At 41.1% G+C, this 22,341-nt stretch carries 37 protein-coding genes; 21 read left to right on the forward strand and 16 right to left on the reverse strand.

Features of this window, described 5'->3' with window-relative positions; all coding sequences use genetic code 11:
* Positions 1 to 91 precede the first annotated feature (91 nt).
* The 5 genes from ACQ96U_RS25390 to ACQ96U_RS25410 all read left to right on the forward strand — a co-directional run bounded on the left by ACQ96U_RS25390 (position 92) and on the right by ACQ96U_RS25410 (position 2,314).
* Positions 92 to 607 (forward strand): hypothetical protein, encoded by a 516-nt coding sequence (locus tag ACQ96U_RS25390; RefSeq protein ID WP_431724080.1) that lies wholly within the window; start codon positions 92 to 94, stop codon positions 605 to 607.
* 295 nt (positions 608 to 902) lie between these two features.
* Entirely contained in the window at positions 903 to 1,277 is a 375-nt protein-coding gene (locus ACQ96U_RS25395) for a hypothetical protein (protein ID WP_431724081.1), read from the forward strand.
* Between the two features lie 42 nt (positions 1,278 to 1,319).
* Complete coding sequence (locus ACQ96U_RS25400; RefSeq protein WP_431724082.1) at positions 1,320 to 1,562, forward strand: hypothetical protein; 243 nt, start codon at positions 1,320 to 1,322, stop codon at positions 1,560 to 1,562.
* Between the two features lie 117 nt (positions 1,563 to 1,679).
* On the forward strand, positions 1,680 to 1,859 hold the full coding sequence (locus ACQ96U_RS25405) for a type II toxin-antitoxin system HicA family toxin (RefSeq protein ID WP_431724083.1): 180 nt from the start codon (positions 1,680 to 1,682) through the stop codon (positions 1,857 to 1,859).
* 41 nt (positions 1,860 to 1,900) lie between these two features.
* Positions 1,901 to 2,314, forward strand: coding sequence for a type II toxin-antitoxin system HicB family antitoxin (locus ACQ96U_RS25410; RefSeq protein ID WP_431724084.1), 414 nt, complete (start codon positions 1,901 to 1,903; stop codon positions 2,312 to 2,314).
* A gap of 311 nt (positions 2,315 to 2,625) precedes the next feature.
* Here ACQ96U_RS25410 and ACQ96U_RS25415 read toward each other — a convergent pair whose 3' ends face one another.
* The 3 genes from ACQ96U_RS25415 to ACQ96U_RS25425 form a co-directional block, all read right to left on the reverse strand.
* The gene (locus ACQ96U_RS25415) at positions 2,626 to 3,060 is read right to left on the reverse strand and encodes a PIN domain-containing protein (protein WP_431724085.1); all 435 of its coding nucleotides are present in this window, start codon (positions 3,058 to 3,060) and stop codon (positions 2,626 to 2,628) included.
* Positions 3,061 to 3,071: 11 nt separating this feature from the next.
* A complete protein-coding gene (locus ACQ96U_RS25420) occupies positions 3,072 to 3,296 on the reverse strand; it encodes an AbrB/MazE/SpoVT family DNA-binding domain-containing protein (protein WP_431724086.1) in 225 nt (74 codons plus the stop codon).
* A gap of 127 nt (positions 3,297 to 3,423) precedes the next feature.
* Positions 3,424 to 4,365: a replication protein gene (locus tag ACQ96U_RS25425; RefSeq protein WP_431724087.1), complete on the reverse strand. Its 942-nt coding sequence runs from the start codon at positions 4,363 to 4,365 to the stop codon at positions 3,424 to 3,426.
* Between the two features lie 317 nt (positions 4,366 to 4,682).
* On the opposite strand from ACQ96U_RS25425, the gene ACQ96U_RS25430 reads away from it, so the two are divergent.
* From ACQ96U_RS25430 to ACQ96U_RS25440, 3 genes are all read left to right on the forward strand, one after another.
* Positions 4,683 to 4,937: a type II toxin-antitoxin system Phd/YefM family antitoxin gene (locus ACQ96U_RS25430; protein WP_431724088.1), complete on the forward strand. Its 255-nt coding sequence runs from the start codon at positions 4,683 to 4,685 to the stop codon at positions 4,935 to 4,937.
* Positions 4,934 to 5,188: a Txe/YoeB family addiction module toxin gene (locus ACQ96U_RS25435; RefSeq protein ID WP_431724089.1), complete on the forward strand. Its 255-nt coding sequence runs from the start codon at positions 4,934 to 4,936 to the stop codon at positions 5,186 to 5,188. The genes ACQ96U_RS25430 and ACQ96U_RS25435 overlap by 4 nt, the downstream gene beginning before the upstream one ends.
* Before the next feature lie 333 nt (positions 5,189 to 5,521).
* Positions 5,522 to 6,058: an SH3 domain-containing protein gene (locus ACQ96U_RS25440; protein WP_431724090.1), complete on the forward strand. Its 537-nt coding sequence runs from the start codon at positions 5,522 to 5,524 to the stop codon at positions 6,056 to 6,058.
* A gap of 97 nt (positions 6,059 to 6,155) precedes the next feature.
* Here the strand turns inward: ACQ96U_RS25440 and ACQ96U_RS25445 are convergent, their stop codons facing one another.
* From ACQ96U_RS25445 to ACQ96U_RS25465, 5 genes are all read right to left on the reverse strand, one after another.
* Complete coding sequence (locus tag ACQ96U_RS25445) at positions 6,156 to 6,380, reverse strand: hypothetical protein (RefSeq protein WP_431724091.1); 225 nt, start codon at positions 6,378 to 6,380, stop codon at positions 6,156 to 6,158.
* Positions 6,373 to 7,167 carry a recombinase RecT gene (locus ACQ96U_RS25450; protein ID WP_431724092.1) on the reverse strand — a complete coding sequence of 265 codons (795 nt, stop codon included), beginning with the start codon at positions 7,165 to 7,167 and terminating at the stop codon, positions 6,373 to 6,375. The genes ACQ96U_RS25445 and ACQ96U_RS25450 overlap by 8 nt, the downstream gene beginning before the upstream one ends.
* Positions 7,168 to 7,195: 28 nt before the next feature.
* Entirely contained in the window at positions 7,196 to 8,206 is a 1,011-nt protein-coding gene (locus ACQ96U_RS25455) for a YqaJ viral recombinase family protein (protein ID WP_431724093.1), read from the reverse strand.
* 2 nt (positions 8,207 to 8,208) lie between these two features.
* Positions 8,209 to 8,496 (reverse strand): hypothetical protein, encoded by a 288-nt coding sequence (locus ACQ96U_RS25460; protein ID WP_431724094.1) that lies wholly within the window; start codon positions 8,494 to 8,496, stop codon positions 8,209 to 8,211.
* 120 nt (positions 8,497 to 8,616) lie between these two features.
* Positions 8,617 to 9,231: a LexA family protein gene (locus ACQ96U_RS25465; RefSeq protein ID WP_431724095.1), complete on the reverse strand. Its 615-nt coding sequence runs from the start codon at positions 9,229 to 9,231 to the stop codon at positions 8,617 to 8,619.
* 77 nt (positions 9,232 to 9,308) lie between these two features.
* Here ACQ96U_RS25465 and ACQ96U_RS25470 point away from each other — a divergent pair, with 77 nt between their 5' ends.
* The 4 genes from ACQ96U_RS25470 to ACQ96U_RS25485 are packed head-to-tail and all read left to right on the forward strand — an operon-like array spanning position 9,309 to position 11,780.
* Entirely contained in the window at positions 9,309 to 9,509 is a 201-nt protein-coding gene (locus tag ACQ96U_RS25470) for a Cro/CI family transcriptional regulator (protein ID WP_431724096.1), read from the forward strand.
* Positions 9,509 to 10,138, forward strand: coding sequence for a hypothetical protein (locus ACQ96U_RS25475; protein ID WP_431724097.1), 630 nt, complete (start codon positions 9,509 to 9,511; stop codon positions 10,136 to 10,138). Before ACQ96U_RS25470 ends, ACQ96U_RS25475 begins: the two co-directional genes overlap by 1 nt.
* A gap of 14 nt (positions 10,139 to 10,152) precedes the next feature.
* Positions 10,153 to 11,052, forward strand: a complete 900-nt coding sequence (locus ACQ96U_RS25480) for a replication protein (protein WP_431724098.1) — start codon at positions 10,153 to 10,155, stop codon at positions 11,050 to 11,052.
* A gap of 2 nt (positions 11,053 to 11,054) precedes the next feature.
* The gene (locus ACQ96U_RS25485; RefSeq protein ID WP_431724099.1) at positions 11,055 to 11,780 is read left to right on the forward strand and encodes a replication protein P; all 726 of its coding nucleotides are present in this window, start codon (positions 11,055 to 11,057) and stop codon (positions 11,778 to 11,780) included.
* On the opposite strand, the gene ACQ96U_RS25490 is transcribed toward ACQ96U_RS25485, so the two are convergent.
* Positions 11,770 to 12,144 carry a response regulator gene (locus ACQ96U_RS25490; protein ID WP_431724100.1) on the reverse strand — a complete coding sequence of 125 codons (375 nt, stop codon included), beginning with the start codon at positions 12,142 to 12,144 and terminating at the stop codon, positions 11,770 to 11,772. The genes ACQ96U_RS25485 and ACQ96U_RS25490 overlap by 11 nt on opposite strands.
* Positions 12,145 to 12,352: 208 nt before the next feature.
* Positions 12,353 to 13,240: a substrate-binding periplasmic protein gene (locus tag ACQ96U_RS25495; RefSeq protein ID WP_431724101.1), complete on the reverse strand. Its 888-nt coding sequence runs from the start codon at positions 13,238 to 13,240 to the stop codon at positions 12,353 to 12,355.
* 285 nt (positions 13,241 to 13,525) lie between these two features.
* On the opposite strand from ACQ96U_RS25495, the gene ACQ96U_RS25500 reads away from it, so the two are divergent.
* Positions 13,526 to 14,032: a hypothetical protein gene (locus ACQ96U_RS25500; protein ID WP_431724102.1), complete on the forward strand. Its 507-nt coding sequence runs from the start codon at positions 13,526 to 13,528 to the stop codon at positions 14,030 to 14,032.
* Positions 14,033 to 14,156: 124 nt separating this feature from the next.
* Here ACQ96U_RS25500 and ACQ96U_RS25505 read toward each other — a convergent pair whose 3' ends face one another.
* Positions 14,157 to 14,690 (reverse strand): hypothetical protein, encoded by a 534-nt coding sequence (locus ACQ96U_RS25505; protein ID WP_431724103.1) that lies wholly within the window; start codon positions 14,688 to 14,690, stop codon positions 14,157 to 14,159.
* A 72-nt stretch (positions 14,691 to 14,762) separates the two neighbouring features.
* Between ACQ96U_RS25505 and ACQ96U_RS25510 the strand changes: the two genes are divergently transcribed.
* The 3 genes from ACQ96U_RS25510 to ACQ96U_RS25520 all read left to right on the forward strand — a co-directional run bounded on the left by ACQ96U_RS25510 (position 14,763) and on the right by ACQ96U_RS25520 (position 16,985).
* A complete protein-coding gene (locus ACQ96U_RS25510; RefSeq protein ID WP_431724104.1) occupies positions 14,763 to 15,155 on the forward strand; it encodes a RusA family crossover junction endodeoxyribonuclease in 393 nt (130 codons plus the stop codon).
* A gap of 8 nt (positions 15,156 to 15,163) precedes the next feature.
* Positions 15,164 to 15,592 (forward strand): N-acetylmuramoyl-L-alanine amidase, encoded by a 429-nt coding sequence (locus ACQ96U_RS25515; protein WP_431724105.1) that lies wholly within the window; start codon positions 15,164 to 15,166, stop codon positions 15,590 to 15,592.
* A 796-nt stretch (positions 15,593 to 16,388) separates the two neighbouring features.
* Complete coding sequence (locus tag ACQ96U_RS25520) at positions 16,389 to 16,985, forward strand: YfbU family protein (RefSeq protein WP_431724106.1); 597 nt, start codon at positions 16,389 to 16,391, stop codon at positions 16,983 to 16,985.
* A 14-nt stretch (positions 16,986 to 16,999) separates the two neighbouring features.
* On the opposite strand, the gene ACQ96U_RS25525 is transcribed toward ACQ96U_RS25520, so the two are convergent.
* On the reverse strand, positions 17,000 to 17,194 hold the full coding sequence (locus ACQ96U_RS25525; RefSeq protein WP_431724107.1) for a cold-shock protein: 195 nt from the start codon (positions 17,192 to 17,194) through the stop codon (positions 17,000 to 17,002).
* 141 nt (positions 17,195 to 17,335) lie between these two features.
* On the opposite strand from ACQ96U_RS25525, the gene ACQ96U_RS25530 reads away from it, so the two are divergent.
* The 5 genes from ACQ96U_RS25530 (at position 17,336) to ACQ96U_RS25550 (ending at position 19,624) form a co-directional block, all read left to right on the forward strand.
* The gene (locus ACQ96U_RS25530) at positions 17,336 to 17,731 is read left to right on the forward strand and encodes a hypothetical protein (protein WP_431724108.1); all 396 of its coding nucleotides are present in this window, start codon (positions 17,336 to 17,338) and stop codon (positions 17,729 to 17,731) included.
* Positions 17,732 to 17,735: 4 nt separating this feature from the next.
* Positions 17,736 to 18,011: a hypothetical protein gene (locus ACQ96U_RS25535; protein WP_431724109.1), complete on the forward strand. Its 276-nt coding sequence runs from the start codon at positions 17,736 to 17,738 to the stop codon at positions 18,009 to 18,011.
* Between the two features lie 129 nt (positions 18,012 to 18,140).
* Positions 18,141 to 18,647: a DUF1441 family protein gene (locus ACQ96U_RS25540; protein ID WP_431724110.1), complete on the forward strand. Its 507-nt coding sequence runs from the start codon at positions 18,141 to 18,143 to the stop codon at positions 18,645 to 18,647.
* 86 nt (positions 18,648 to 18,733) lie between these two features.
* Positions 18,734 to 19,018 (forward strand): phage terminase large subunit family protein, encoded by a 285-nt coding sequence (locus ACQ96U_RS25545; protein ID WP_431724111.1) that lies wholly within the window; start codon positions 18,734 to 18,736, stop codon positions 19,016 to 19,018.
* A gap of 363 nt (positions 19,019 to 19,381) precedes the next feature.
* Complete coding sequence (locus ACQ96U_RS25550) at positions 19,382 to 19,624, forward strand: hypothetical protein (protein WP_431724112.1); 243 nt, start codon at positions 19,382 to 19,384, stop codon at positions 19,622 to 19,624.
* A gap of 80 nt (positions 19,625 to 19,704) precedes the next feature.
* Here the strand turns inward: ACQ96U_RS25550 and ACQ96U_RS25555 are convergent, their stop codons facing one another.
* The 4 genes from ACQ96U_RS25555 to ACQ96U_RS25570 all read right to left on the reverse strand — a co-directional run.
* On the reverse strand, positions 19,705 to 20,019 hold the full coding sequence (locus tag ACQ96U_RS25555) for a DUF7716 domain-containing protein (protein WP_431724113.1): 315 nt from the start codon (positions 20,017 to 20,019) through the stop codon (positions 19,705 to 19,707).
* 42 nt (positions 20,020 to 20,061) lie between these two features.
* Positions 20,062 to 20,484: a hypothetical protein gene (locus ACQ96U_RS25560; protein WP_431724114.1), complete on the reverse strand. Its 423-nt coding sequence runs from the start codon at positions 20,482 to 20,484 to the stop codon at positions 20,062 to 20,064.
* Between the two features lie 21 nt (positions 20,485 to 20,505).
* Positions 20,506 to 20,934 (reverse strand): hypothetical protein, encoded by a 429-nt coding sequence (locus tag ACQ96U_RS25565; RefSeq protein ID WP_431724115.1) that lies wholly within the window; start codon positions 20,932 to 20,934, stop codon positions 20,506 to 20,508.
* Between the two features lie 10 nt (positions 20,935 to 20,944).
* Positions 20,945 to 22,341, reverse strand: a 1,397-nt coding sequence (locus ACQ96U_RS25570; protein WP_431724116.1) for an RHS repeat domain-containing protein, incomplete at its 5' end; no start/stop codon positions are given.

A 22,341-nucleotide genomic window follows, 5' to 3' on the forward strand; every position in this document is an offset into this window, starting at 1 on the left:
CAACAATATGTAGCTTTCATACGCTGAAACCACTTTAACGCAGCTTAAAGTGGTTTTTTTATACCCTCCAACATGAGTTAAGGATCAACTTATGAAGCTTAAATACCTACCTAAATGTATAACAACGAGTATTTTGGTTGTTTTGATGGGGGCTACCTCATTCACTCAAGCGGAAACGACACAAGCCCCACTTGCTTCAGAAACAACAGAAAAACTAATGAACACGGGTGATTTCACGCCAAGCAAACTAAATGCTCTTGAAGAGGCACTAAATGTGCCTGTAAGCTCAGAAGCAAATCGAGTATGTATTACTGTTCACAGTGAGTTTCCAATTTACAATTTGGCCCCTGAGGACTTTAAAATTGTAAATGCTTATCGCACTTCCTGTGCTGCTGGCACTCATAGCATTAGTGTCAATAATCGTGTGAGTGGGCGAGGGTGGCTGATTGCTTACATCTTTAAAAAGATTGATGGTAAGTGGGTTGAAGTAGAAGGTGGACTTCCAAGCGAATCATATTATGGTGGGGCTGGAGAGTATCGCTTAGTGGCATATAACCGTGGTCGTGAAGCATCTACGGGTCATGCAAAGACAGCTGCGCCATTCTAAAAATACCCTTCATGCAGAATAAATTTGTAGTACATGCACTTTAGATGTAAATCACATCCAACATAAAGTGCATGTAGAGTCAATGTAGATTGCATGTAAATAAAATACACCAAACTATATCAATAGATTGGAAATCTTCTTACTTGCATTGAGGGGAAGATTCTCAATAGTGCTTTGTCTGTCTGTAGCCTTAGTGTTTTACAAATAAAAACACTAGTTGTGAGATCTATTTCTGAGATAGCTAATACAAGTCCTACTAAAATAGCCTAATTTGGTTAAGGGCTACATACGGATTATGTCATCTTTTGCTTTCCCCATTATTCTGGTAGGTAGTTTGTTACTATCTGGTTGTAGTGATCCATCAGTTGAAAAAAAGGCTGAGTTTCCCATTGAATCTCATAAAGTCGCAGTCTTTGAATACAATTATGGTGCTACCGTTGACTATGTTTATCGCTTTTATTTTTTAGCTAATACGAGTGAAGTAACCAAGGCTCCAGATCCTGATCAAGCATTTTTGGAAGTTAGTGATATAGAGAATATGAAGGTGGAAATCGAGGGAGATAAGATTTTTATTTCATGTATTGCTGGTGACATATATAGCTATGACAGTCGAATTTTTGTTGATGGAAAAGAGTATTTTCCTAAATTAAATCAACGGTGTGGGGATTGATAACTTTTCCTTTTTTATTAGTTTTTTATTAGTGGTGTTTTGATGGATGGTGGAAATGCTTTTTTACTTGGGATGTTATTCTTTGGTATATCAGTTTTTATAAAGTTGACTGGTCAAGTTTCAATAACACTGCATGAACATAATCATTTCAGAAGAAATGAAGTAAAAGTCTATACTCGTAAAAAAAACCCAGACATGGTCAAGTCTGCAGTTAAGTATTGGGCTTTTCTGGGTTGTTTGATGTTTGTTATAGGAGCTATACAGCTTTTTTCGTATTTCTTTTAACAGGATGTAATAGCTTCAGTTGCTTCCTCTAATTATATACACACTATACATATAAAAAATTGAAAAGGTGTGTGTAGTGTGTATAATTATGTTTATCAAATTTACAGAGGAGACTCAATGACCAGCAAGGAAATAATCAAGGAGATTGAAGCTGATGGTTGGTATTTACATCGTACTAGAGGTAGCCATCACCACTTCAAGCATCCAACAAAACCGGGGCTTGTGACAGTTCCTCACCCGAAAAGGGAGCTACCTGTAGGAACTATCAGAAGCATTCGGAAACAGGCTCAGCTATAAGCTGGGCCTTCCTTGCTAGTGAGTCTTGAGTGGGAGGCAAAATGAAATATCCAGTTGTTTTACATACCGACGACGGCATTAACTATGGTGTGACTGTGCCAGATATACCTGGCTGCTTTTCAGCAGGGGAGGGTATAGAAGAGGCGCTTCAAGAAGCCGTTGAGGCTATTGAAGGCCATCTAGAGATCTTGGTCGAAGATGGCGAGCAAGTGCCTGTAGCTACTGCCATCAATAAGCATCAGGCAAACTCTGATTATGAGGGTGGGATTTGGGCCTTGGTAGAGGTTGATATTACTCCTTACCTGGGTAAGGCTGAGAGAATTAACGTGACTCTGCCAGGACTGCTTATTAAGCATATTGATGAGTTTGTGGCTTTACACCCTGAATATAAGTCACGTTCAGGGTTTCTAGCAGCAGTTGCACAAGATAAATTACTGAGACCTGAGAGCCGCTGAGCGGCTCTAATTAATAACTATAAAGCTATACTCCATCATAATGTATCTAGTATCCAATTACCTTATGTAATGGTGGATCTTAATGGGTAAGAAACATTTGAGGTGGATTATCCCACTGACAGTATTCATAGGAGTTGCATGCTTATTGGTAATAGTATTCACTGTTTTTATTATTAGCATTTTTTCTGAGGCTTCTGAAGTAGGAGGAAAACTTGTAGAAGTTATTTGGGTGCTAATTAAGGCGCTATTTGGGCTTTCCGAATAATGAGCTTGATAGCAATTTCGTATGCCATTTTAATCCCTGCCTTATTTTAAGGTGCCTTTGCCCCATCAATTTGTTGAGAAGCAATATCAAAGGTATAGACCCCTTCAAACTCCTCACTTTTTTGTCTGATTACTTGCTTAGACTTATTAATAATTAATACATCAGAAAAATCTGCATCCTTTTTCTTACTACCTACTTTGACCTTTTCAGATAGCCTATATTCATGCATTGCACGCCAAACTGTATGGCCATCTTCAAAAACTATATTTGGCTCTTTAAATAGTGAATCTAATACAAGCAAAATATCATCTTTAGTTGCCTTGTATTTTTTGCCTTTAAGCGTCCAAAGCGTCTCGGTTAAGACTATATCTGTAACTAGTACTTTAACTGAGCCATTAACTAGTTTGGCTGCCTTTTTTGACTGGACTTCATCATCTTGAAGTAGGTAACGCAAGAGAACATTTGTATCGATTGAAATCACTACAGAAGCCCTTAATGTCGAGAGTCGATAGTGCTTTGTAGTGATTGTTCATCGCTGATCCGTTTATCACCCTTCAGATGGCCGAGAATACCCTTAGCAGCCCCAGCAGTCTTTTTAACTATGGTGATTTGACCATTAAAGATAAATGTTTCTATCTCGTCACCAGGCTCTATGTGGGCTTCAAGGCACTGGTCAACAGGAAGGGTAATCTGTCTTTTTGAGCTGACTTTTGGCATGTTAATCTCCTTTACTTATTGTTATATGGTAAAGAATATATGATCTTTACTTTATAGTCAATGGTAAAGATTTGCTCTCATGTTCTCATCCTCAAACTCAACCAAAACAGACTCTAAACCACGCCTTCTAAATCCTACTGTCCTCAAAGCTAAACTTGTTAGCCCAGCTGTAATCCGTAAGCTCTTCAGCTGTCGTACGTCCTCGTTGCGCAATTGCATCCATCTTGCGTTCAAGTGCTTGGGTAATTTTGAATTGGTAATCAGTGGTAGCCCTGGCTTTCTTGTCCAAAGCGGCGGTGATTTGAGCCGTGCGCTTTTGGGTCTTCAGGTAGTTATCAATGCCAGTCTGAACGTATTTCAGAGCCATGCTGACTTTTGGGAAGTAGCCATTTTGTCGACAGTAGGCCTCGTTATCCATGAGCTTGGATTTAATCAGAGTCTTATGGTTTTGAATAAACTCAGAGCCGTATTGTTCTTCCAGTGACTCAAAAACAATGGCATTAACTTTTTGAAAATCTTCAGGGGTAGGGTTTTGATTTTTTTCTTGATCAACATTTAAACCCTGTTCATTTTCTGAGCAAGGCTCTTTAATAATAATATTATTATATTTTGTATTATATATATTGTGTTTCCCTGTTTCGGTAACTCTTTTAGTACCTGTTTCGGTAACCCCTGTACTCCCTTCTTTGGTAACTTTTTCAGTGCTTTTTTTTACATTACTCTGGCGGAGTTTTGAATTACTAAACCTCCAAATAAGGGCAGGGTTGATACCGTATAGGTAGCCATCTCTAGCCCTCTTTTTAACGAGTACTTCGTCTTCAACCAGTTTCTTCAATAGCTGACAAGTGTGGTGTTTAGCAATACCTGTCGCTTCCTCAAATTGGCTCAGAGAGATTCGATCAACCATCTTATGAAAGCCAAACGTTTTCAGGATAATAAAATTGACGAGTTTAAGCTCTCGCTTGCTGAGTCTGCATTCAGAAAGGGCAATAAGAATAAGGGTAGGGACCATCACAAAGCCATCATTAAGCATGGTCTGGAAATCGGTTTCTGTGTTCGCCTGGGACATATAACACCTTAGTACTTCCGTCTTGATTAGCTGAGAAGCGAACTATCGTCTATATAGTCACAAAAGATAAGGTGAAATATTTCACAAAATTCTAGAGAGTAAGCCAGAGGAATACGTCAAGAGCAGTTGCCCTCTTACACAATCCTCATCGTCAAATTGTTCCTCGACTTTTGTAGCATTTGGTATTGGATACGGCTACATCGATACAACTTCCAGTCTTATTGGCTAGTGTCATGTAGCTCAATCATATCGTGGAAACATTGCGTACAAAAACAAGTACAAGTACAATAATATGTACAATGAAAGAGGGTTCTACTATGGACACAATTAGCTACTCAGCCTTTAGGAACAAGCTAGCCGGGACTTTAGATAAGGTGAATGATGATCATACACCTGTACTAATCACTCGGCAGAATGGCAAGCCTGCCGTTTTGATGTCTCTTGAGGACTTTAAATCTTATGAGGCTACTGCTTACCTAATGGCTAGCCAAAGAAATGCAGAGCGTCTAAACCAAGCTATTGCAGAGGTGGAGGCAGGCAACACGGTAAATAAGGATCTTATTGAAGAATGATTTTATCGTGGGCCGAACTTGCTTGGGAAGACTATTTGTATTGGCAAAAGACAGATAAAAAGACGCTCAAGCGAATTAATACGTTGATCAAAGATATTACTCGCGAACCCTTTGATGGACTTGGAGATCCTGAGCCGCTAAAGCACAACTGGTCGGGTTACTGGTCTAGGCGGATAGATAGAGAGCATCGATTAGTTTACAAGGTTACTGACTCAGCTATTGTTGTTGTGCAGTGTCGCTACCACTATTAGCCCCCTCGGCAGTAAAGTAGGGTAGGCCAGAAGAATACGTCAAGAGCGCTGAGTTAGTGCGGGGGTTGGTTGGTTAATTATGTTTAATCAACCAGTTCAGTAAATTAAATTATAGGGTTGCCTAAAATCACTCTCATAAATAACAACGGTTAATTTTCCTTAAAATGACGTAAAATATTAAGCTACTATGACATCCCCGCCTTATTCAAAAAAAACACTCAAATAGTGAAAGCCAGTTAAAATTAATTAGAGTGTTATACGTCAATGCGACGTAATATATTGCGTCAAAGTGATGTTCATTAATAGTTAGGCAATCCAAAGGAAAACCCAATCATGAAACTCAGAGTATTGTCACTATTACTGCTATTTCTGCCCATGTTCGCACATGCCAATGCTGATAGAGCAGGAACATACTACGTTACAGCAGACTCACTGAACGTGAGATTGTCACCCAACCCGAAAGGTAAAATCACAAACAAGTTATATAGACAACAAAAATTAGAAGTTTTTGAGGTCAAGAGTGGATGGGCGAGAATATCCAAATATTACAATGGAGCAGTTGAAGGTCTATCAGGTAATGTCGCTCGGTGGGTTTCTGCTGCTTACCTTTCAGATAGTCGCCCTAATGATAAAGCTCAACCCAATATTGCTCACGATCCGAGAATCAAAGGAATTCCTAAGGTAGGCCAATATGGCGCTACTGAACGAGACGTCAGAATTCTCTATGCTGCGGGAAAATATTTTCTTGATTCAAAGAAGTGTAACGAAATCGAGTACGGTGATAAAAGTATAAGCAAACCCAACACATACTATTTGAACTGCGGCGGCCCAAACCATTTTTTCAAGCCAAGTGATATTCCCGGGTTATAAAAAAATGTCTAATCGGATAAGAGCTGGTATCTACCCTGTTACAATAATGTTTTTATGCCGGCCAGCACATGAAAATAAAAACGATCTAAATATTAAATTACTGAGTTTTACTAATACGCTTTCGAGCTTCTTCTAAAGCCTTTTTCAGCCTTTTCCTAATGGCAGTATTTTCGCTTTTTTTCTGCTGATATTTAGCGGATATTTTTAGCCACATTTTGTTGGTATCTGCATATTCCCTCATGTCGCTTACCTCCTTGTAATCAGCACTGGGCTTATTTATACACTGTTTACCTAGCTGCTTGCAGTGTTGTGCGTCAAACATTTTGAAACTCCTTGAAAGCCTTCATTTTGGCTGCATACGCCTGTCTTGCTGGCTCGCGCACGGCTTCGGGTAGCAGCTTGGCGTCATCTCCTATCACGTTAAGACCTTCTAGCGACTCAGCTTTGTCTATTGCATCAAGCACCATATTCAGCGCGGCTTGAGCATCTTCTTCCTTATTGGGCTGCAACTTCTGGAGTAGGGCATCAGAGCGAGACTCAGCGGGCGTTACATCTTTTTCCTCTGCAGGCTGCATAACATCGGCTTGTTCTTCTCTGATAGCGATACCTCTTAGCAGGTCGGGAAAGGCATCTCTAACAGCCCAGGATCTTGCACGCATCTGCGCCATGCGTTGCGGGTACTGCTTCCATGGTCCTTGCTTGCCATACAGTCCTGCATGCTTGGCATCTTCAAAGCTGAAGCTTCTGACAACTTCTTCCTCGTCACCTTGGCGTTTGGCTATACAGGTCGCTACTTTCTTTTCACTGTCCCAGTATTCTCTAACGTACTCGCAAAGGGGAGAGCTTTTACAAACAGCCAGCACAGCGTCACCCCAAAGGGAAGGGCGACCATTGATAACGGCTATATTCTGTAGTGCTTGGGTAGGTGGTAATCCAAGCTCTGCCCCCATTTGCACGGCTATTAGCACATCGCCTGGTTTTCCCTTAAATGCCGTTGGAACCATTGAGCTTTGTGCTATTAAATTAGCGTACTCCATCGCTTCTTGAAGGTTGCGCGGTGACAACGAAAACATATTATTTTTAACGGCAACTGACGTATTTTTTGACATAAAAATGCTTACTTAATTCAAATAATAATTAACGGAAAATTCGACTCTCAACCGAGCGAGTAAATTGATTGGCTAATTCTGGGTGTATATTTCGAAATTCAGCCGTATTAAATCGGTTAGAAACTTGAGTTTTCCATGAAGCTAATTTCTTACCACTGTCGTCAATTAACAGCTGATTTTCACCCATATGCAGTTTAATGGTGGTTTCTTGCTCATGAATGAGCGCTTCGGCCTGCTTCTTTACATGTATAGCTTTCTTCCGCTCATGGATTGCTTGCATTACGGCTGGTGTCGCGGTGATACTTTGGCCGTTATCGTTACCGCCGTAGAACTCATCTACTTCTAACAACGTCTCTGGGGTAGGAGGGATATCAGCAATAACATGGTTAAACCAAAAGTCTGTGAGCCGTTCACACACAATGTCAGACAGCATAGTGTTGTGTTTAATGGTGTAAATTCGAAAGTCATTACCGCCAATAAGCACCGCTAAATCAGCTTCTAGATAGCCAGTAACGGTTAAGTAGTGCTGGCATTGTAATAGATAAGCATCAGGCACAGCGTCGCAGGTAATAACCGTTTGTGGCTCTATATTTAAATACTGATTTCCTTTTCCCCATTGTTCTGCTTTAAAGGCAAAAGGATTAGCTGTCTTACACTCTAAAACCTTTTTTTCACCGACTACACGTCTGTCTAAGTTAGCGGTGAGCCAGGGCTTTAATTTACACGTTATTGGCTGATTAACACGGTGTACTGCATTACCTGTAACGCGTGCATACTCATCTGCAACAACATTTTCGAGCACCTTACCAAAGTACATACTTTTGGTTTCTTCTTGCGGATCTTCGCGGCCTGTTTTTTCCAGCCATACCGCATAGGACGTTTTATATTTATTTATGCCCATAATGGCTGCAACATCGCTGCCGCCAATGCCTAGACGACGATGAGCAAGGAATTTTGCCTTGCCTTCAAGCTCCCCAAAACTGGGGATGCTTGCTTTTAGTTTTGTTATATACGCATTGTGCTGTGCGATCTTATTCATTGTTAAGCCTCCATCATGTCCGCAACGTAGAAGGCTTGTTCATTCACTAGGTGGTTAAAATCTTTAAGGATCTGCGCTTGTTCAAACTGGTTATTGCGGGCTTGAGCTAGCTTTTTGATTAGGTCCATAAAGGACTCATCTTCTACGACATGCTCAACAACATCATTAATAGAAAACTTAAGGCTACCTCTGCCGTATTCTTCACCGTTTAGTAGGTCTTCGGCTAGCTCACGGGTTTTCTGTTCCTTGATGTAACTTTGTTCTTCTAGCTGGTGCTGCTGTATTCCCACATAACATAACTTCGTCTCCAGGAAGTATTTAGTTGATGTGGGAATAATATAAGTAAACTCATACTTGAGTCAACGGTAAAAATGAGGAAACTCACTTTTTTTTTGGGGATGGGGGGTTACTTATAAAAGTGTAAATGAAGAGACTACCTTGCCAATAACCTTAGATGAGCTGGTTGCTATCCTCACTTGCTCAGGCCAGTTTGGGTTAATGGCTTTAATAAACTTTTGCCCGCCCTCAATAACAAGCTGACGGCAAATTGCCTCATTACTGTCTTCATCTTGAAAAACAACGATATCACTACTAGAAGCTTGTTCTTGAGGATCTACAAAAATATAGTCACCTTCTCGAAGTAAAGGCTCCATGCTTGAACCGTGCACCTTAAGTACAAAGGTATTTGCGCTAGCTTTGATTGGGCATAGATAACCCTCATCAGTTTTACTTAAAGCATGTTCTTGCCAATTAACAGCTTCCACCCAGTTAAGTAGAGGTGCCTTTTCTTCTTTTATAAATGAGGTAACTAGTTCTACTGAACCTTCATCGCCATATAAGAGCCAGTTTTGCTCGCAGTTTAAGATATTACATAGAGCAAATAGGTTTTCACCCTTGGGCGCTGTATTTCCTCTTTCCCACAAGGTAACAGATGACGCAGAAATACCTATGGCTTCAGCTATTTGGCCTTGAGTTAAACCTAGGCTTTTACGTCTCTCTTTTAGTCTCTTACCAAGTGTAGACATATATAAGTTTTCTCACATTGACAATGAAGCGATTTACACCCAAAATATAAGAAAACTCATATTTTGGAGGTGAAACCATGCTCAAAACTGAAGCAATTAACTTTTTTGGAACCCAAGTTGCTCTAGCCAATTTACTTGGCATATCTCAATCAGCTGTATCTAAATGGGGCAACAGAGTTCCTACATCTAGAGCCTACCAGCTCCAAGTCATTACAAATGGAGCACTTAAAGCCGAAGCCAACAATGGCAAAACCTACACTCAAAGGACTGACAGCTGATGAACTATCAATCACAGGGACGGTTTAGCCTTATCCAAAAATACATTAATCGCTGGCTAAGTTTACCTAAGTTAAGTCGGGCGATTCTAACAGATAAAGTAGTAACTGCCTTCTTAGACTTTGGTTTTGACCAAATATTAACCGATCAAGGTATTAAGTTTAAAGACTCACACAGCTTAAATTGTGATCAAGCAATGAGGGTAAACGCTCAGAAGTTTTTTAGGTGGCTGGGTTTTTACGATGAGCAGTTCAAGAGTGAGCCGAAAATCATAGCGTTAGAGCCAGTCATAGTGGCCGCAATGCCCAATGATTTAAAACTGGCTTACCTCAATGAGGTTTATGCTATGGCTGGCGTGTATATCGGGACTAAAAAAGGTGATGAGACATATGTGTCTGAGGGAGAGAAGAGCATACGACAAGTTGCCGCTTCGATGACTAAAGAAAATGCAGAGGCACAAATTGCTGTAATTCAGCTTGGGCCAAATCCAACGACTGAACAGATTAAAACGACGTATCGTGAACTCAAGGAATCAGCAGGCACAACGCTAGGTGCTATCGAGTTTTTAGAAAATACGTTTCCTCATGCATTTAAAAAAACCCGCCGCCACAACTGGAGAACGACGGTTTAATAAAGGATCTCGCGATGAGTATTGTAAGCTTTCCGGTAGTATCAACAGTGACACACGAATCACAAGACAAAATAGCTGACATAAAGAATGGTTTTGCAATGGTGGCCTTAGAGCTGTTAGAGGCGACTAGTGCAGTTAAGATCAGCGGTAGACAGCACAACATCATTAATGCTGTTATACGGAAAACTATTGGCTTTAAACGTCAATTTGACCGAATCACAGCTAACCAAATAGCGCAGTTAATTGACTATGATGGGGATCTGTCACACATATACGCTGATTTGCGTGCACTAAAAGCACGTAAAATTTTAATTAATGAAGGCAAAGCGATTGGAATTAATTTAAATCTTAGTGAGTGGGATAATAAAAAATCGGTAGGAGAAACTAGCAGAAAAACGCTAAATAAGCAGAAAACTGCTACTAATAAAAAAGTAGCGGAAACCTGCTACAAAACTAGCGAAAAAGTGCCACAAAAACTAGCGGAAAACCGCCAACAACAAAATATAAAATATAATAATCCAAAATATAATATTACCCCCCTTAATCCCCCCAAGGGGCAAACCAACAAAAAATCAAAACCAGCCAAACCCAAACGGGAAAAATCAACCACAATCGATCTGTCCAACTTGCCGGACTGCATCAGCGAGGAGGCCGCAAAATCATTCATCGAGCACCGCAAAGCCATGAAAGCCCCACTGACACAACGAGCCTTCGAGCTGGCAATCGCTGAAGCCTTGAAGGGGCCAGAAATTGGCATAACACCAGAGCAGGCGCTGGATGAGACCATGCTAGCGGGCTGGAAAGGCGTGAAAATTGGCTGGCTGCAACGAAGACTTTGCACGCTTCAGAGGGGAGGGCAGCAGCAGGCAACTTCAGGCCAGAGCAACTGGATAGACGATCTGGGAGATTTTTAGCCATGCAAAATGCTCAGCAATTGGTTTCACAAATAAACCTTACACAGGGCGCTCAGCAGACGCAGGCAACGCTACAACAGGAAGCAAAAGGTCAAACCGCGAAGATTATTGACCGAGTTTTTGAGCAAATGAAGGGTATTAAACCCGCTTGGAAATTGTCTCTACCAGACGACAAGTCGGAGGTAACAGCCAAGCGAGAGTGGACCAAGGCGTTTATCGATAACGGAATTAACACGTTTGAGCAGCTACGGCACGGGTTTGCTAAAGCTCGCCAGGATGAAGACAGGTACTTCCCATCTGTCGGCCAGTTTATGAAATGGTGCCAGCCTGGGCCGGAGGACTTTGGATTGCCTATGGTTCATACGGCTTACAACGAGGCTTGCCAGAACGCTAGCAGTCCGGCCAATGCAGTATGGAGCCATAACGCCGTATATGCCGCTGCAAGGGCGACAGGGTGGTTTGAGCTAAGAAGCAGGACAGAAAAAGAAGTATTACCACTGTTCAAGCGTAACTATGAGATAGCTTGCCGTAAGGTGATGGCCGGGGAGGAGATCGTAATACATAAAGCCTTACCTGGAGCCAAGAAGAAGACGTTAGCCGAGAAAAGCGAGGAATATAATGCTAAGGCACTGGCTGAGAAAGTAGAGCAGCAGGGGTTAACAGGGTTGAAGGGGAAAGACGCGTTGAGTCGTATAAGAGAGATGGTGGGAAACAAGTTCACTGGTTAGATTCTTCTAGAAGCTGGTCTATAGTGCTCGCTAGCTCCTTTTTGTCAACAGGCTTGACCAAATACCCTTTGGCTCCTTGCTTCTTACCCCAGATGATATCAGTTTCCTGATCTTTTGTTGATAGGATCACTACTGGAATATGTTTAGTGCGATCATCTTTGGTGATCTTTCTCGTGGCTTGAAATCCATTCATGTTAGGCATAACTATGTCCATCAGGATCAAGTCTGGCAAAATCTCAATTGCTTTTTCAACACCCTCTTCACCGCTTTGGGCAGAATATATAGTGTGCCCAAGCCCCTCAAGAATTACTTTATGTCCTTCTATCATTGTTATCGAGTCATCTACGATTAAAATTCTTGCCATAGAGTAGAACCTTTGAGAGTTTGTTTAAGCAATAACAAGTATGTTGCTTATTTATGTACATTTTAGTTATTGATTAGCCAGATTGCTAAGTGCAAGCAATAAAATAGATAAATCGCTAGTGATGAACTTAGATACTGATAGCTTGCCACCAAATTTGCAGTCTTACGAGATGGAGCCAGAAACCCAAGCTACAAGAGAAGATATTAATTTATAAGCTATGTTTCATTAGTTGTTTTACATAGTCAGTATCTATGAATTGAGCCACTATATCATCTAGCTCTCCATTCATTTTCATTTTGTAAAGCTCAATATCAAATTTTATGGTGAAATCTTTTTTATAGGGAAAATTCTTTTCAGCATTAATATCCGTATAACCTAGATGCCCAGTATTTTTAGATATGTACAACACTTCTTTCAGTTTTAGGCTATTTTGTTTGTATTTCTCTTGATGGAAATCAGGCTGTTCTAAAATTTTAGCTAGATACCAAGCAAAAGGAAGTCTAGAGGTAACAGTGCAGTCTGTTCGCTCAAGTAGCAAGGCTTTAACAGTATCCTCAACAGTGTTTAACAACTTCAAATTAATTTTATGCTCTTTAACTTGCTCAAGAAACTTATCTCCAGCTCGGCCATCCCCTCTGAACATTACAAAACCTAAGCCCTGGAAGTCATCAGGCCATTTGCTTCTGCTTTTGTTGAGTACACGTTTATTACATATGACAACATCGTGTTGGGTATAAAGCGGCTGTGAATAAGGCCAAATATATGGGCGCTTTGGTTCAGTATCGGTAAGCCAATCATGAGCATGAAAATAAGGAGGGAGTATAGCAAATGCTTTTCCTTGTTGAGCCAGAAATTTTGCTCTACTCCAGGGAACAACTCGAAAAACTAAACTGTAATCCTTCATCCTTGAAATAGCAGTTCTAGTAATTTCAATATAAATACCAGTTAATTCCCCTTTGTCATCACGGTAAGCATAAGGAGGAAGGATATCATAGGTATAGATTTCTACCTGCTGATCAGATTCAGCAGAAAAAGATATCGATATCCAAGAAGTTAAAAATATGCTTATAAAAAGCCTCTGAAAGCATATACTCATAACATTTAACTAATGCACGCATTGTAAATACTTAAAAAGCATAGCTGAAGAACTTACAGAAAGAAAACCAAGGGACTTCGAGGCCATTTGGGTTCAGGAGTCAACAAGAGCAGCGGACAGGCTGTTTACAAACATTCAGCCTTGGCTTACTGTTGTTGTACTAGGAAAAGCATAATCATGCAGTTACCTTTTCTAGTCATGATTTTCATCATTTCCTATCTTAAAATATAAAACAGCTGCTACCTAAGGCAGCGTAATCTTAAAATAATTAAAGACCTAACGAACATGAGTGAAAATTTATTAGCCTTATTGGCTGCGAAAGGAATTAATTACAAAGCAATGGAAGGAGGTGACAAGGGAATACCCGAAATCACCTCAGACATGGTCGCTGGTGCATGTGCTGGGCTAGACCGTATTCCATATCTATTGGTTCGAATTAAGTATTCTGGCGATTTTAGCGTAATTAATGAGTTAGCAGAACTGATCTGTAGAAGAAATGATTACCAAAGTACGCAAGCCAGACACCTAATGAGAGCTGCGGTTTATGAAGTGGTGTCAGATAATATCTGTAAGTTTTGTAATGGAACAGGCGTTACTCGACGTACTAAGTGCAAGAGCTGTGACGGTTCAGGGCACAAGCCACCGACCGTTAAAGAGATTTCTACCCTGACGGGTATCCCACAAACCACGTATTTCCGTAAGTGGAAGGAGGTGTACCAGAATACAGTAGCGGCGCTTCATAAAGAGGTTGAAGTTGGGGTTAAGCATGTTTCTGGTAAACTTTTTCATTAATAAAATTAAATAATGTTGATTGGTTGGAATGGATATGGAATAATATTTTCCATACTGAGAGAACCTTATCTTAAGGTTAAAGCCTCGCTAACACAGCGGGGCTTTTTTGTTTCTTTTAAGAATGTTACTCCTTAATATTAGGCCCAAAATCAATAGATTTAACCTCTTTTACATATTTAACTTCTTCTTCAGGAAAACACTGAGGTGATGAGTTAGAACCCCAGAGGCGACTTTTTCTTTCTCTAAAAGGCACTCGATTTTCTTTCGAATCAAGAATGTGAAAATAGCATTCACCAGCCTCTTTATCATGTTTTGCAACAAACTTATACGATTCATTAGCGATTGGAATAAAGGTTAATGCAGGGCTTTTACAGAAATTAACTTTTAGTTGGTTAAAGACCACTTCTGTATCATTAATTTTTGAAAAAACTAGCGATACCTCTTTTTCTGCCTCAATTGTTGTAGTTGCAGAGTCACCAATATCCATTCCTGCTTGAAAATTGCTAAGTCCCTGGCATAACTTTGGTTCTTTATAAAATGTAGTAACCCCAAAGTCAAAAGTGGCTTTTGCTGTAGGTCCCGACTTTGGAGGGCTGTAGTGAGAAACACACCCTGACAAAGAAACCACAAATAGGCCAAGGCAAGCCACCTTTTTCATACTTCTACTCCCGGAAAAAGGCGGATTATCACACGGCGAACCTATTCGAACAACTCTCACTTCATATCTAATATGACCAAATCCTACCCAATAAAACCAAACACAAAGCCACGCATGACGCGTTCAGATAAATGGAAACAACGACCCTGTGTTATGCAATATCGCGATTATAAGGATGAAATACGCAAGGCGTGTGTTGATTTGCCTGAAGGTGGTTATCACTTAATTTTCGTTATGCCTATGCCTGAATCTTGGACCAAGAAAAAGCGAGACGAGATGCGGGGCAAACCTCACCAGCAAACACCTGATAAAGACAACCTAGAGAAAGGCTTGCTCGATGCAATATTTAATGAAGATTCTCATATATGGGATGGTCGCGTGAGTAAGTATTGGGGGGATGAGGGGAGGATTGTGGTTAAGCAAATACCCACGTTTGAGACGTTAGAAGAAGCTTTGAAGCATTAAGTTATCGAATGAAAATTACTAGATTAGTCGTCCATTGTTCGGACACACCGAATGATAGGAACGTAACTGCTGCAGACATTCACCGATGGCACATACAGCGCAAGTGGGCTGGAATCGGCTATCACAAAGTTATACGACGAGATGGGACGGTTGAAAACGGTCGACCAGAGTACTGGGAAGGCGCGCACGTAAAGGGCCACAACAGTAACAGTCTGGGTGTGTGCTTGATTGGTAGGGATGAGTTTACAGCTGACCAATTTGATAGTTTGGACCGTGTGTTAACCCGCTGGAAAGATAAATACCCGCTTGCAGAAATATGTGGGCATCGAGACTTAGACCCGCATAAGACCTGCCCTAATTTTGACGTTGGGGAGTGGTGCCGCTCTTTAATAACAACATTTTATTCAAAGCCTTACGGAGCGAAGGCGAAAGGGTAAAGAACAAAAAATATTAAAGAACAGTACTTAACAAGGATATCTTCATGCCAGTAAAGATTTAACCATATAGATTAATTGAGCGATCTATGCGTTATATACCATACATCTGAGATCCACACATACGTCATAGTAGTACTTTTAATTTATACCTGCTAGGTAAATATTTTTAAGAGTTAGTGACACCTACCCATATTAACTAAGCGGTTTGAGTATGAAAAAAAGCAGTGCTCTTCAATATGGCGCAATCAAAACTCAATTAATATCAGGAATGCATTTTGAGATAAATCATGAGTTAAGACTGTTAAAGAACACCGCCTATAGGAGACTCTTGCGACTAATCTATAATTATTCTATGGATAAACATGAATAAAACCAACTTTTGTACACATCTTTGCAGAAGTTAATTTACCCACAAAGTGGTATATTTGGATGGCATTTGAGTTAAACTTTTATTACTGCATTTGCATAGACTTAACTGGAAAAAAATAGCGCTCTTTGTAGAAAAGCGTTTTAACTCACTTAGGGGGGAGATTGCATACAATAATTCATGAATTAAAACCACTAAAAGAGCACTGAAAGAGACCAAAACTCCAGAAGCTTTACTGGTCAAGAGTTCTTGAAACGACTCTTTAAAAGCTTTTTTCCTTGTCATACTTGCACCTCACTCTCATCTACCACTAAAGTAGTATTTTTTTCGTGTAACTGTCTAGTGAAGAGTTTTTAGACAGAATATTGCTCTTTGTTTTGCTTAATAATTTCAAGTTTATGAATACCTACATTCACCAAAAGGAAACCAATGACAAACAAATATCACCTGGACTACTTTGAGAAAGCTGTACTGAGTAATCAATACAAAATCCTTCAATTACTAGCCCCAGCATTTAATAAAGACGGTGGCATTTACGAAGCCAATAAATATAAAAATTACATCGAGATTTTAGATAGCAATTTGGTTGAGCTTTTCCCCGAGATATTTGAAGGCAACTATGAGCTACCCCACGATATACAGCGTGATGTGCTTGCTATTACTGAGCTATATGAACTCATGGAAACAAGCTACAGCTATTTGTCCCTTGATGAACAAAGGGAAATAGACGGCGATAAAATCGTATTTAATGGCTTTGGTAGAGAAGACAAATACTATACGGAAATAAGGGATTTTCTCACAGCATTAAACAATAGTGAGGTATTCGAAGATAGACCAGGTGTAAGGGTTGTCACTGAGGATATGCTTGAGTTTCCACCCGTAGGCCCAATGTTGCCGCTGTATAAGCAACAACTGGGAAGGCTTGAAGTATTGAAAGCAAGACCTGGTTATATAGGGAATATGCTGACCGTTGAGGAGTTGAAGTACCTAACGGAAGGGTATGACGATGCGCCACCGCTCCAATAGGTACTTAAGCTTTATTAGTTCACTTGAACGTTGATAGCACAAGGTCCTTTCTGGCTTTGGCCTACCTCAAACTCAACTGTGTCACCATCGCGTGGCTCATAGCCTTGAATATCATTTTTATGGAAAAACAAGTCTTTACTGCCATCATTAGGAGCGATAAAACCAAAACCTTTAGCTGTGTTAAAAAACTTAACTGTACCTGTGCTCATTCTATTCTCGCGTTTTATGAATTCAGTGAGTCTTATAGAGGTTTATGGCTCGTAAAGCAAACGGTTTTTACTGTTGCCATATGAGGTCAGGTATCTGACAGAAGGGTATGAGGAAGCGCCACCGCTTAATTAGGAATGCTTATGTATTCAACCATAATCACCGCAATTACTAGCCTTTTCCAAGCCTATTTCACTAATAAGCAACACAAAGCCGAACTCAAACAAGCCATCCATAACAAGCAATTAGATGAGATTCAGCAAGGCAATATCTCTGCTTCAGAGCTTGATTCGCTAAGTATTCAAAGCCGTGGCTGGAAGGATGACTTCTTACTCATCATCACCGTTACCCCGCTTGTGCTGTGCTTTGTGCCTGAGATGTCTGACCATATTAAGAATGGCTTTCAAGCCCTAAACGCGAGTGTCCCTGAATGGTATATGCTCGCCTTAGCCTTGGTGTATATCGATACGTTTGGATTTAGGCGCATTTTACGCAATGTTTTTTCAAATTATTTAAGCACAAAAATAAATAAGAGTTAGGAGAATGACAGTACACCATCAAGAACCATGGATCTTTAAAAAAGAAATTAATATCACGCACATCATAGCTACCCTTTCCTTAGTGATTTCTGCCATCGTGTTTGGCTCTTCCGTTGATAAGCGCATAGAAGTCAATGCCATGAACATACAACATGTGATCGCTACACAGGCTAAGGCGGACCAGCGCTATAAAGAGTTTAGGGATGAGATGAAAAGCGACATTAATGGTATAAGTGACAAGCTCGATAGGCTGCTTGAGAGGCGTTCTGAGCAACGTTGATCCTGGGGAATGCGCTGGGGACCCTGAGGGCCTGAAAACGCCCCACACGCAGCGCACGCTCGTGTTTTGGAAGAATTTTGGCCTTTTATGGGGCAGCAGCGCTACTTAAAATGTATGAAGGAGACCTTAATGGAAGAGCAGAAACTGCTCAACATCACGCAAATTGCCGAGTTCTATGACATTCATCGAAATACGGTGATGCGCAAAATACGACAGGAGGGGATTGAGCCAGTTGATAAAATTGGTAATGCAAACCGCTATAACCTTGAAGATGTAGAGCACCTATTTTACGAGTCAAGCGCACGCAACCTGCCGCCTGACTACGATCCTAATGACCTACCCCCTAAAGACCGCAAAGACTGGTATCAATCTGAGAATGAGCGGCTTAAGTTTGAGTTGGCCTGCAGTGAATTAATCCCCGCCAAGGAAGTACGACAAGAGTCGATTAAATTAATGAAGACCCTGGTGGCTTTTTTTGAATCGCTACCTGACAAAATGGAACGTTCAAGACTGTTTAATTCGGAACAATTGGATTTGCTGGAAAAGCAGTGTGATTTATTTAGAAACCAATTACATCAAACATTACAAAGACAATTAACGGAATCGTGTACGCCTCAACAACTGACCAATTCATAGAAAATACCGATTTAATCCAAGCCCCCAAGCGCGAAAAACTGTCCAAAGCGGTTCGTAAAATTCTTTATGTTAGCCAAGGCGGCACCATGGATAAATGGGACGGCGATATTGTCCCGTATATGTGGGAACCCATGGATTGCCTACAGTTGCGGTCTTTTAGTGCGGTGATTTATGTTGGTCCCGCGCGGACCTCTAAAACGGTCTCCCTGGTCGATGGTTGGGCAGTAGATACCATTGCTAATGACCCCGCTGATATGTTGATTGTACAAATCAGTGAAGAAAAAGCGCGGGAGTTTTCCAAAAAACGACTGACACCGGCGATTCTAGCGTGCCCTGAAACGGCCGCACCGTGTGGCGTATTGGGTACATAGCCAACACCCTGAGGACGGCCATTGTTATCAAGATGACCTGGTGCGAATTCCTGCCAGAGACATTATTTACCGACTCGCCCTGGGCAGGTGAGAGGTGAGCCTGAAGCGTCTACTGTGAATGTTTAGTGATAGCAAACTCAAAACAAATACAGTATTTGGTATTACTTTATACCAAAATTGATAGCATTTTACGCTAAAATCTCCAAAATAGCCGATAACAAGGGTTACCGGAAGTTTTTTCAGGGGGGTTTAGTATTCTGGGGAGGGGTAGGAGCACTAAGGGCACCAGCATATATATCAGTAACTCATGATATACAGCTTGCACCTTTAAAATTTATTCCAATAAATAAAAAACTCTCCTATGTGGCCGGCTCACGCCATAAAGACCAGTGTCATTGGTTTATTAATAACGAAGAGATCGATGCCTTAAGCCGTGACCCGGCTGGCACCCACAACGAACAGACACGCTTAGCCACCCTGGCCCAGTGCATGAGTACTAATCAGGAGAAACGACTGGCACTTGAGTATATAGAGGCGCAACCACCTCAGCATCAACCGCAAGTAGATACGGTGAGTAAGGTGGTTGAATTTGAGCGTAGTGAGTAGCGACCTCACTTTAATATCAATATTTATTTAAATATGACTTATTGACTAGCTATCCATAACTTGTCGTAAAAATGCTATTTCTAGCCCAAAGCAATAAATGCATCATTTTCGTAGTAGTAAATCAATGCTTGTATAAGCAGCTCCACGCTGGCACTTTTATCTTGAGCCATTGCATTCTCTACCACATCTTGAACACTACTTACCGTTAAAGCATATTGCAGCCCGTTTTTCTTAGCTTCATCAGGATCATCAGTGTCTTCAGGATCTAAAATCATTACGGGCATATCTGAAAGCCAGCTACGCTCTTTTATAGGGATATACAATGCAAAATCCCAAGGCAGTTGACTTGCATTTAAAAGAACTTCTTTTAACGTAGTTAGCGTATTAATCATCATCTATCTCTGCCCCAGATTTTTGGGCTGGGAACTTTATTTTTGCTAGTCGTAATAACCCTTTTCAAACACAATAATGCTTTCTATTTTCGACTCTGGCTGCTCAGCAGCTTCAGGAGCATATGCACCAACTCCTAACTTAAAAGAGGTCAGGGAATCCTCATCAACTTCTAAGTTTTTATCATGCTTTAAGAGCAGAGACTTTAAATTTATAAACGATAGCGTCAGTAAACTGATGTTTTCAAATAAAGGAGTAGATGGCTCTGCAAACTCCAATGCTTCAACTTTTCCTGGCTGTTTGTAATATACAAAAATTCCGAGAGATTCAAAGTAATCACATGGAAATGCAGCACTAGGAGTCCTCTTAAATGACTTATAATGCACTCCTAAAATATTTCTAACTTCATCAGGAGTCATTCCAAAATCTATAGAGCCAACTCCCACATTCGGTTTTACTATGAGCGACATATACCGCTATTATCAATGCATTTAAAATGGCGTGAAGTTGTCCTTCATTGAGTCCCATCGACCTTTCTGGAAAACCGAAATTGCTTTCTGGTCCTCGTCTCCATCATGAAATCCAGTCGCAGCGATCCCAAGATTTAAATAAAGCAAAAATCCAAAGCACTCAACAGGGTGCGGATCTTTAGATAAAAGATATTTTGTTAAGTCGCTAGAGCTATATAGATAGACTCCATCCAACATCAAACCACTTTCTGGTCCAAAGGATATTTCTACAACACCATTTGTTTCAGAGTCATATCGTATGGTAATTTCTCCACGATGCTCTTCAAGCTCATTTCGCCCACTAGTGGAGATTGAATCAGGCCTCCCCAAAACAGCTTCAACCTCCTTTGGAGCCATACCGAACGATATGGGTCCAACTCCAACATATGGGATTAAATTCAATTCACTCATTAATCGCACCTCAGTCTAAGGAGTCAATCATTTGCAAAATAGCATCATCGTATTTATTACCAAACTTAGTTTGGATATCATCTATGTCCATTTGAATTGCATCATCAAACCTTCCAGCATCAATAAGCTCTTTTTGTTTTGCTCGGTACTCAGCTCCAGCCAAACCTTGGTGACCGTGGCTTGCTGTTTGTCTATGATCAACGGTTGGCATATGAATAGCTGGACCTTGACTATGGCGTAATCCATTAACAGAATTTGCAGGCATATGATGGACTTCGCCACCAACATTTGCATACCTAACTTTTCCATATCTTCCGCCCTTTAGAGCACCCTTTGCCGACTTAACAGCTATAAAAACTGTTGCAGCAGCAGCAAAATACTTTGATGAGTTTATAGCACTATAGGTGCTGTATGCAGAGCCACCTTGAGAACGAGCTATATTGGCATAGGCATTGGGATCACCTAGGTTATAAAGGCCTCCTGCAATCAGCATACTCCCAAAAAGTGCACCGCCCCCAATCGTGTTTGACTTTGAGCCTCCAGTCATTCTTCCTGAAGTTACACCACCGGTAGAGCGAGGGCCTTCACTGCCTCCAGGGCGGTTGGATGGAGAGCTTGTGGGCGACTGGTTGGAAGAACTACCTCCAGGGCTGTAAGCTACATCGTTTCTGTTATTTCCTGGTGAACTATAGTCATCGCTGCCCTTGTCAGCACAAGAATTCCGCATATAATGAACTACTGTTTCCAAGTCATTATCATAATAATCGTCATAGCACTGTTTTTCTTCATTCCAACCTTTACCTCGATCACTACCTCTACTTCTTCCACCACCTTTGTTTCCGCCTGAATCATCACAGCCATTGCCATTGCTATCAGGCTTACACTCAGAGAAACCTGTGGGATCATAGGCATTCAGGGGATTGTTACGCACATAGCTATAGCGATTAAAGCTCTGCAAATCGTCGGGGTACTGTATGACGGGATCAGCACTGAGGAATCTCCCGACGTTAGGATCATACACCCGCCCGTTCATGTGGATTAAGCCCACACCATCCAAATGCTCGTGGTTGGTGAAGCCGCGTTTGGTAATGGTGCTGGTGATCTGGGTAAAGTCGATAGCGGCTTGCCAATCGGTCTGACGGCGCTTACCCCAGGGATCATAGCTGAAGCGCTCAACCACTTGACCATTTTGATCGGTAATAGCGGTCAGTGAGTTTAAATGATCACGGTGGAAATAATTAACGTTGATGCCATTGTCTGTGCCGGCATTTTCGGTTTTTGTGATAATGGCGACGTCAGCAATGTAATGCTTATGCTGTATTTTGCCGGTATCACTAACCACCTTCTCATAGATACCCGATTGGTAGTAGGTCGTGCTGGTGCCTGTGGGTCCATGATCAATCCGGC

This window comes from Zooshikella sp. RANM57, from assembly GCF_050749885.1.
In the GTDB taxonomy this organism is placed as follows: Bacteria; Pseudomonadota; Gammaproteobacteria; order Pseudomonadales; family Zooshikellaceae; genus Zooshikella.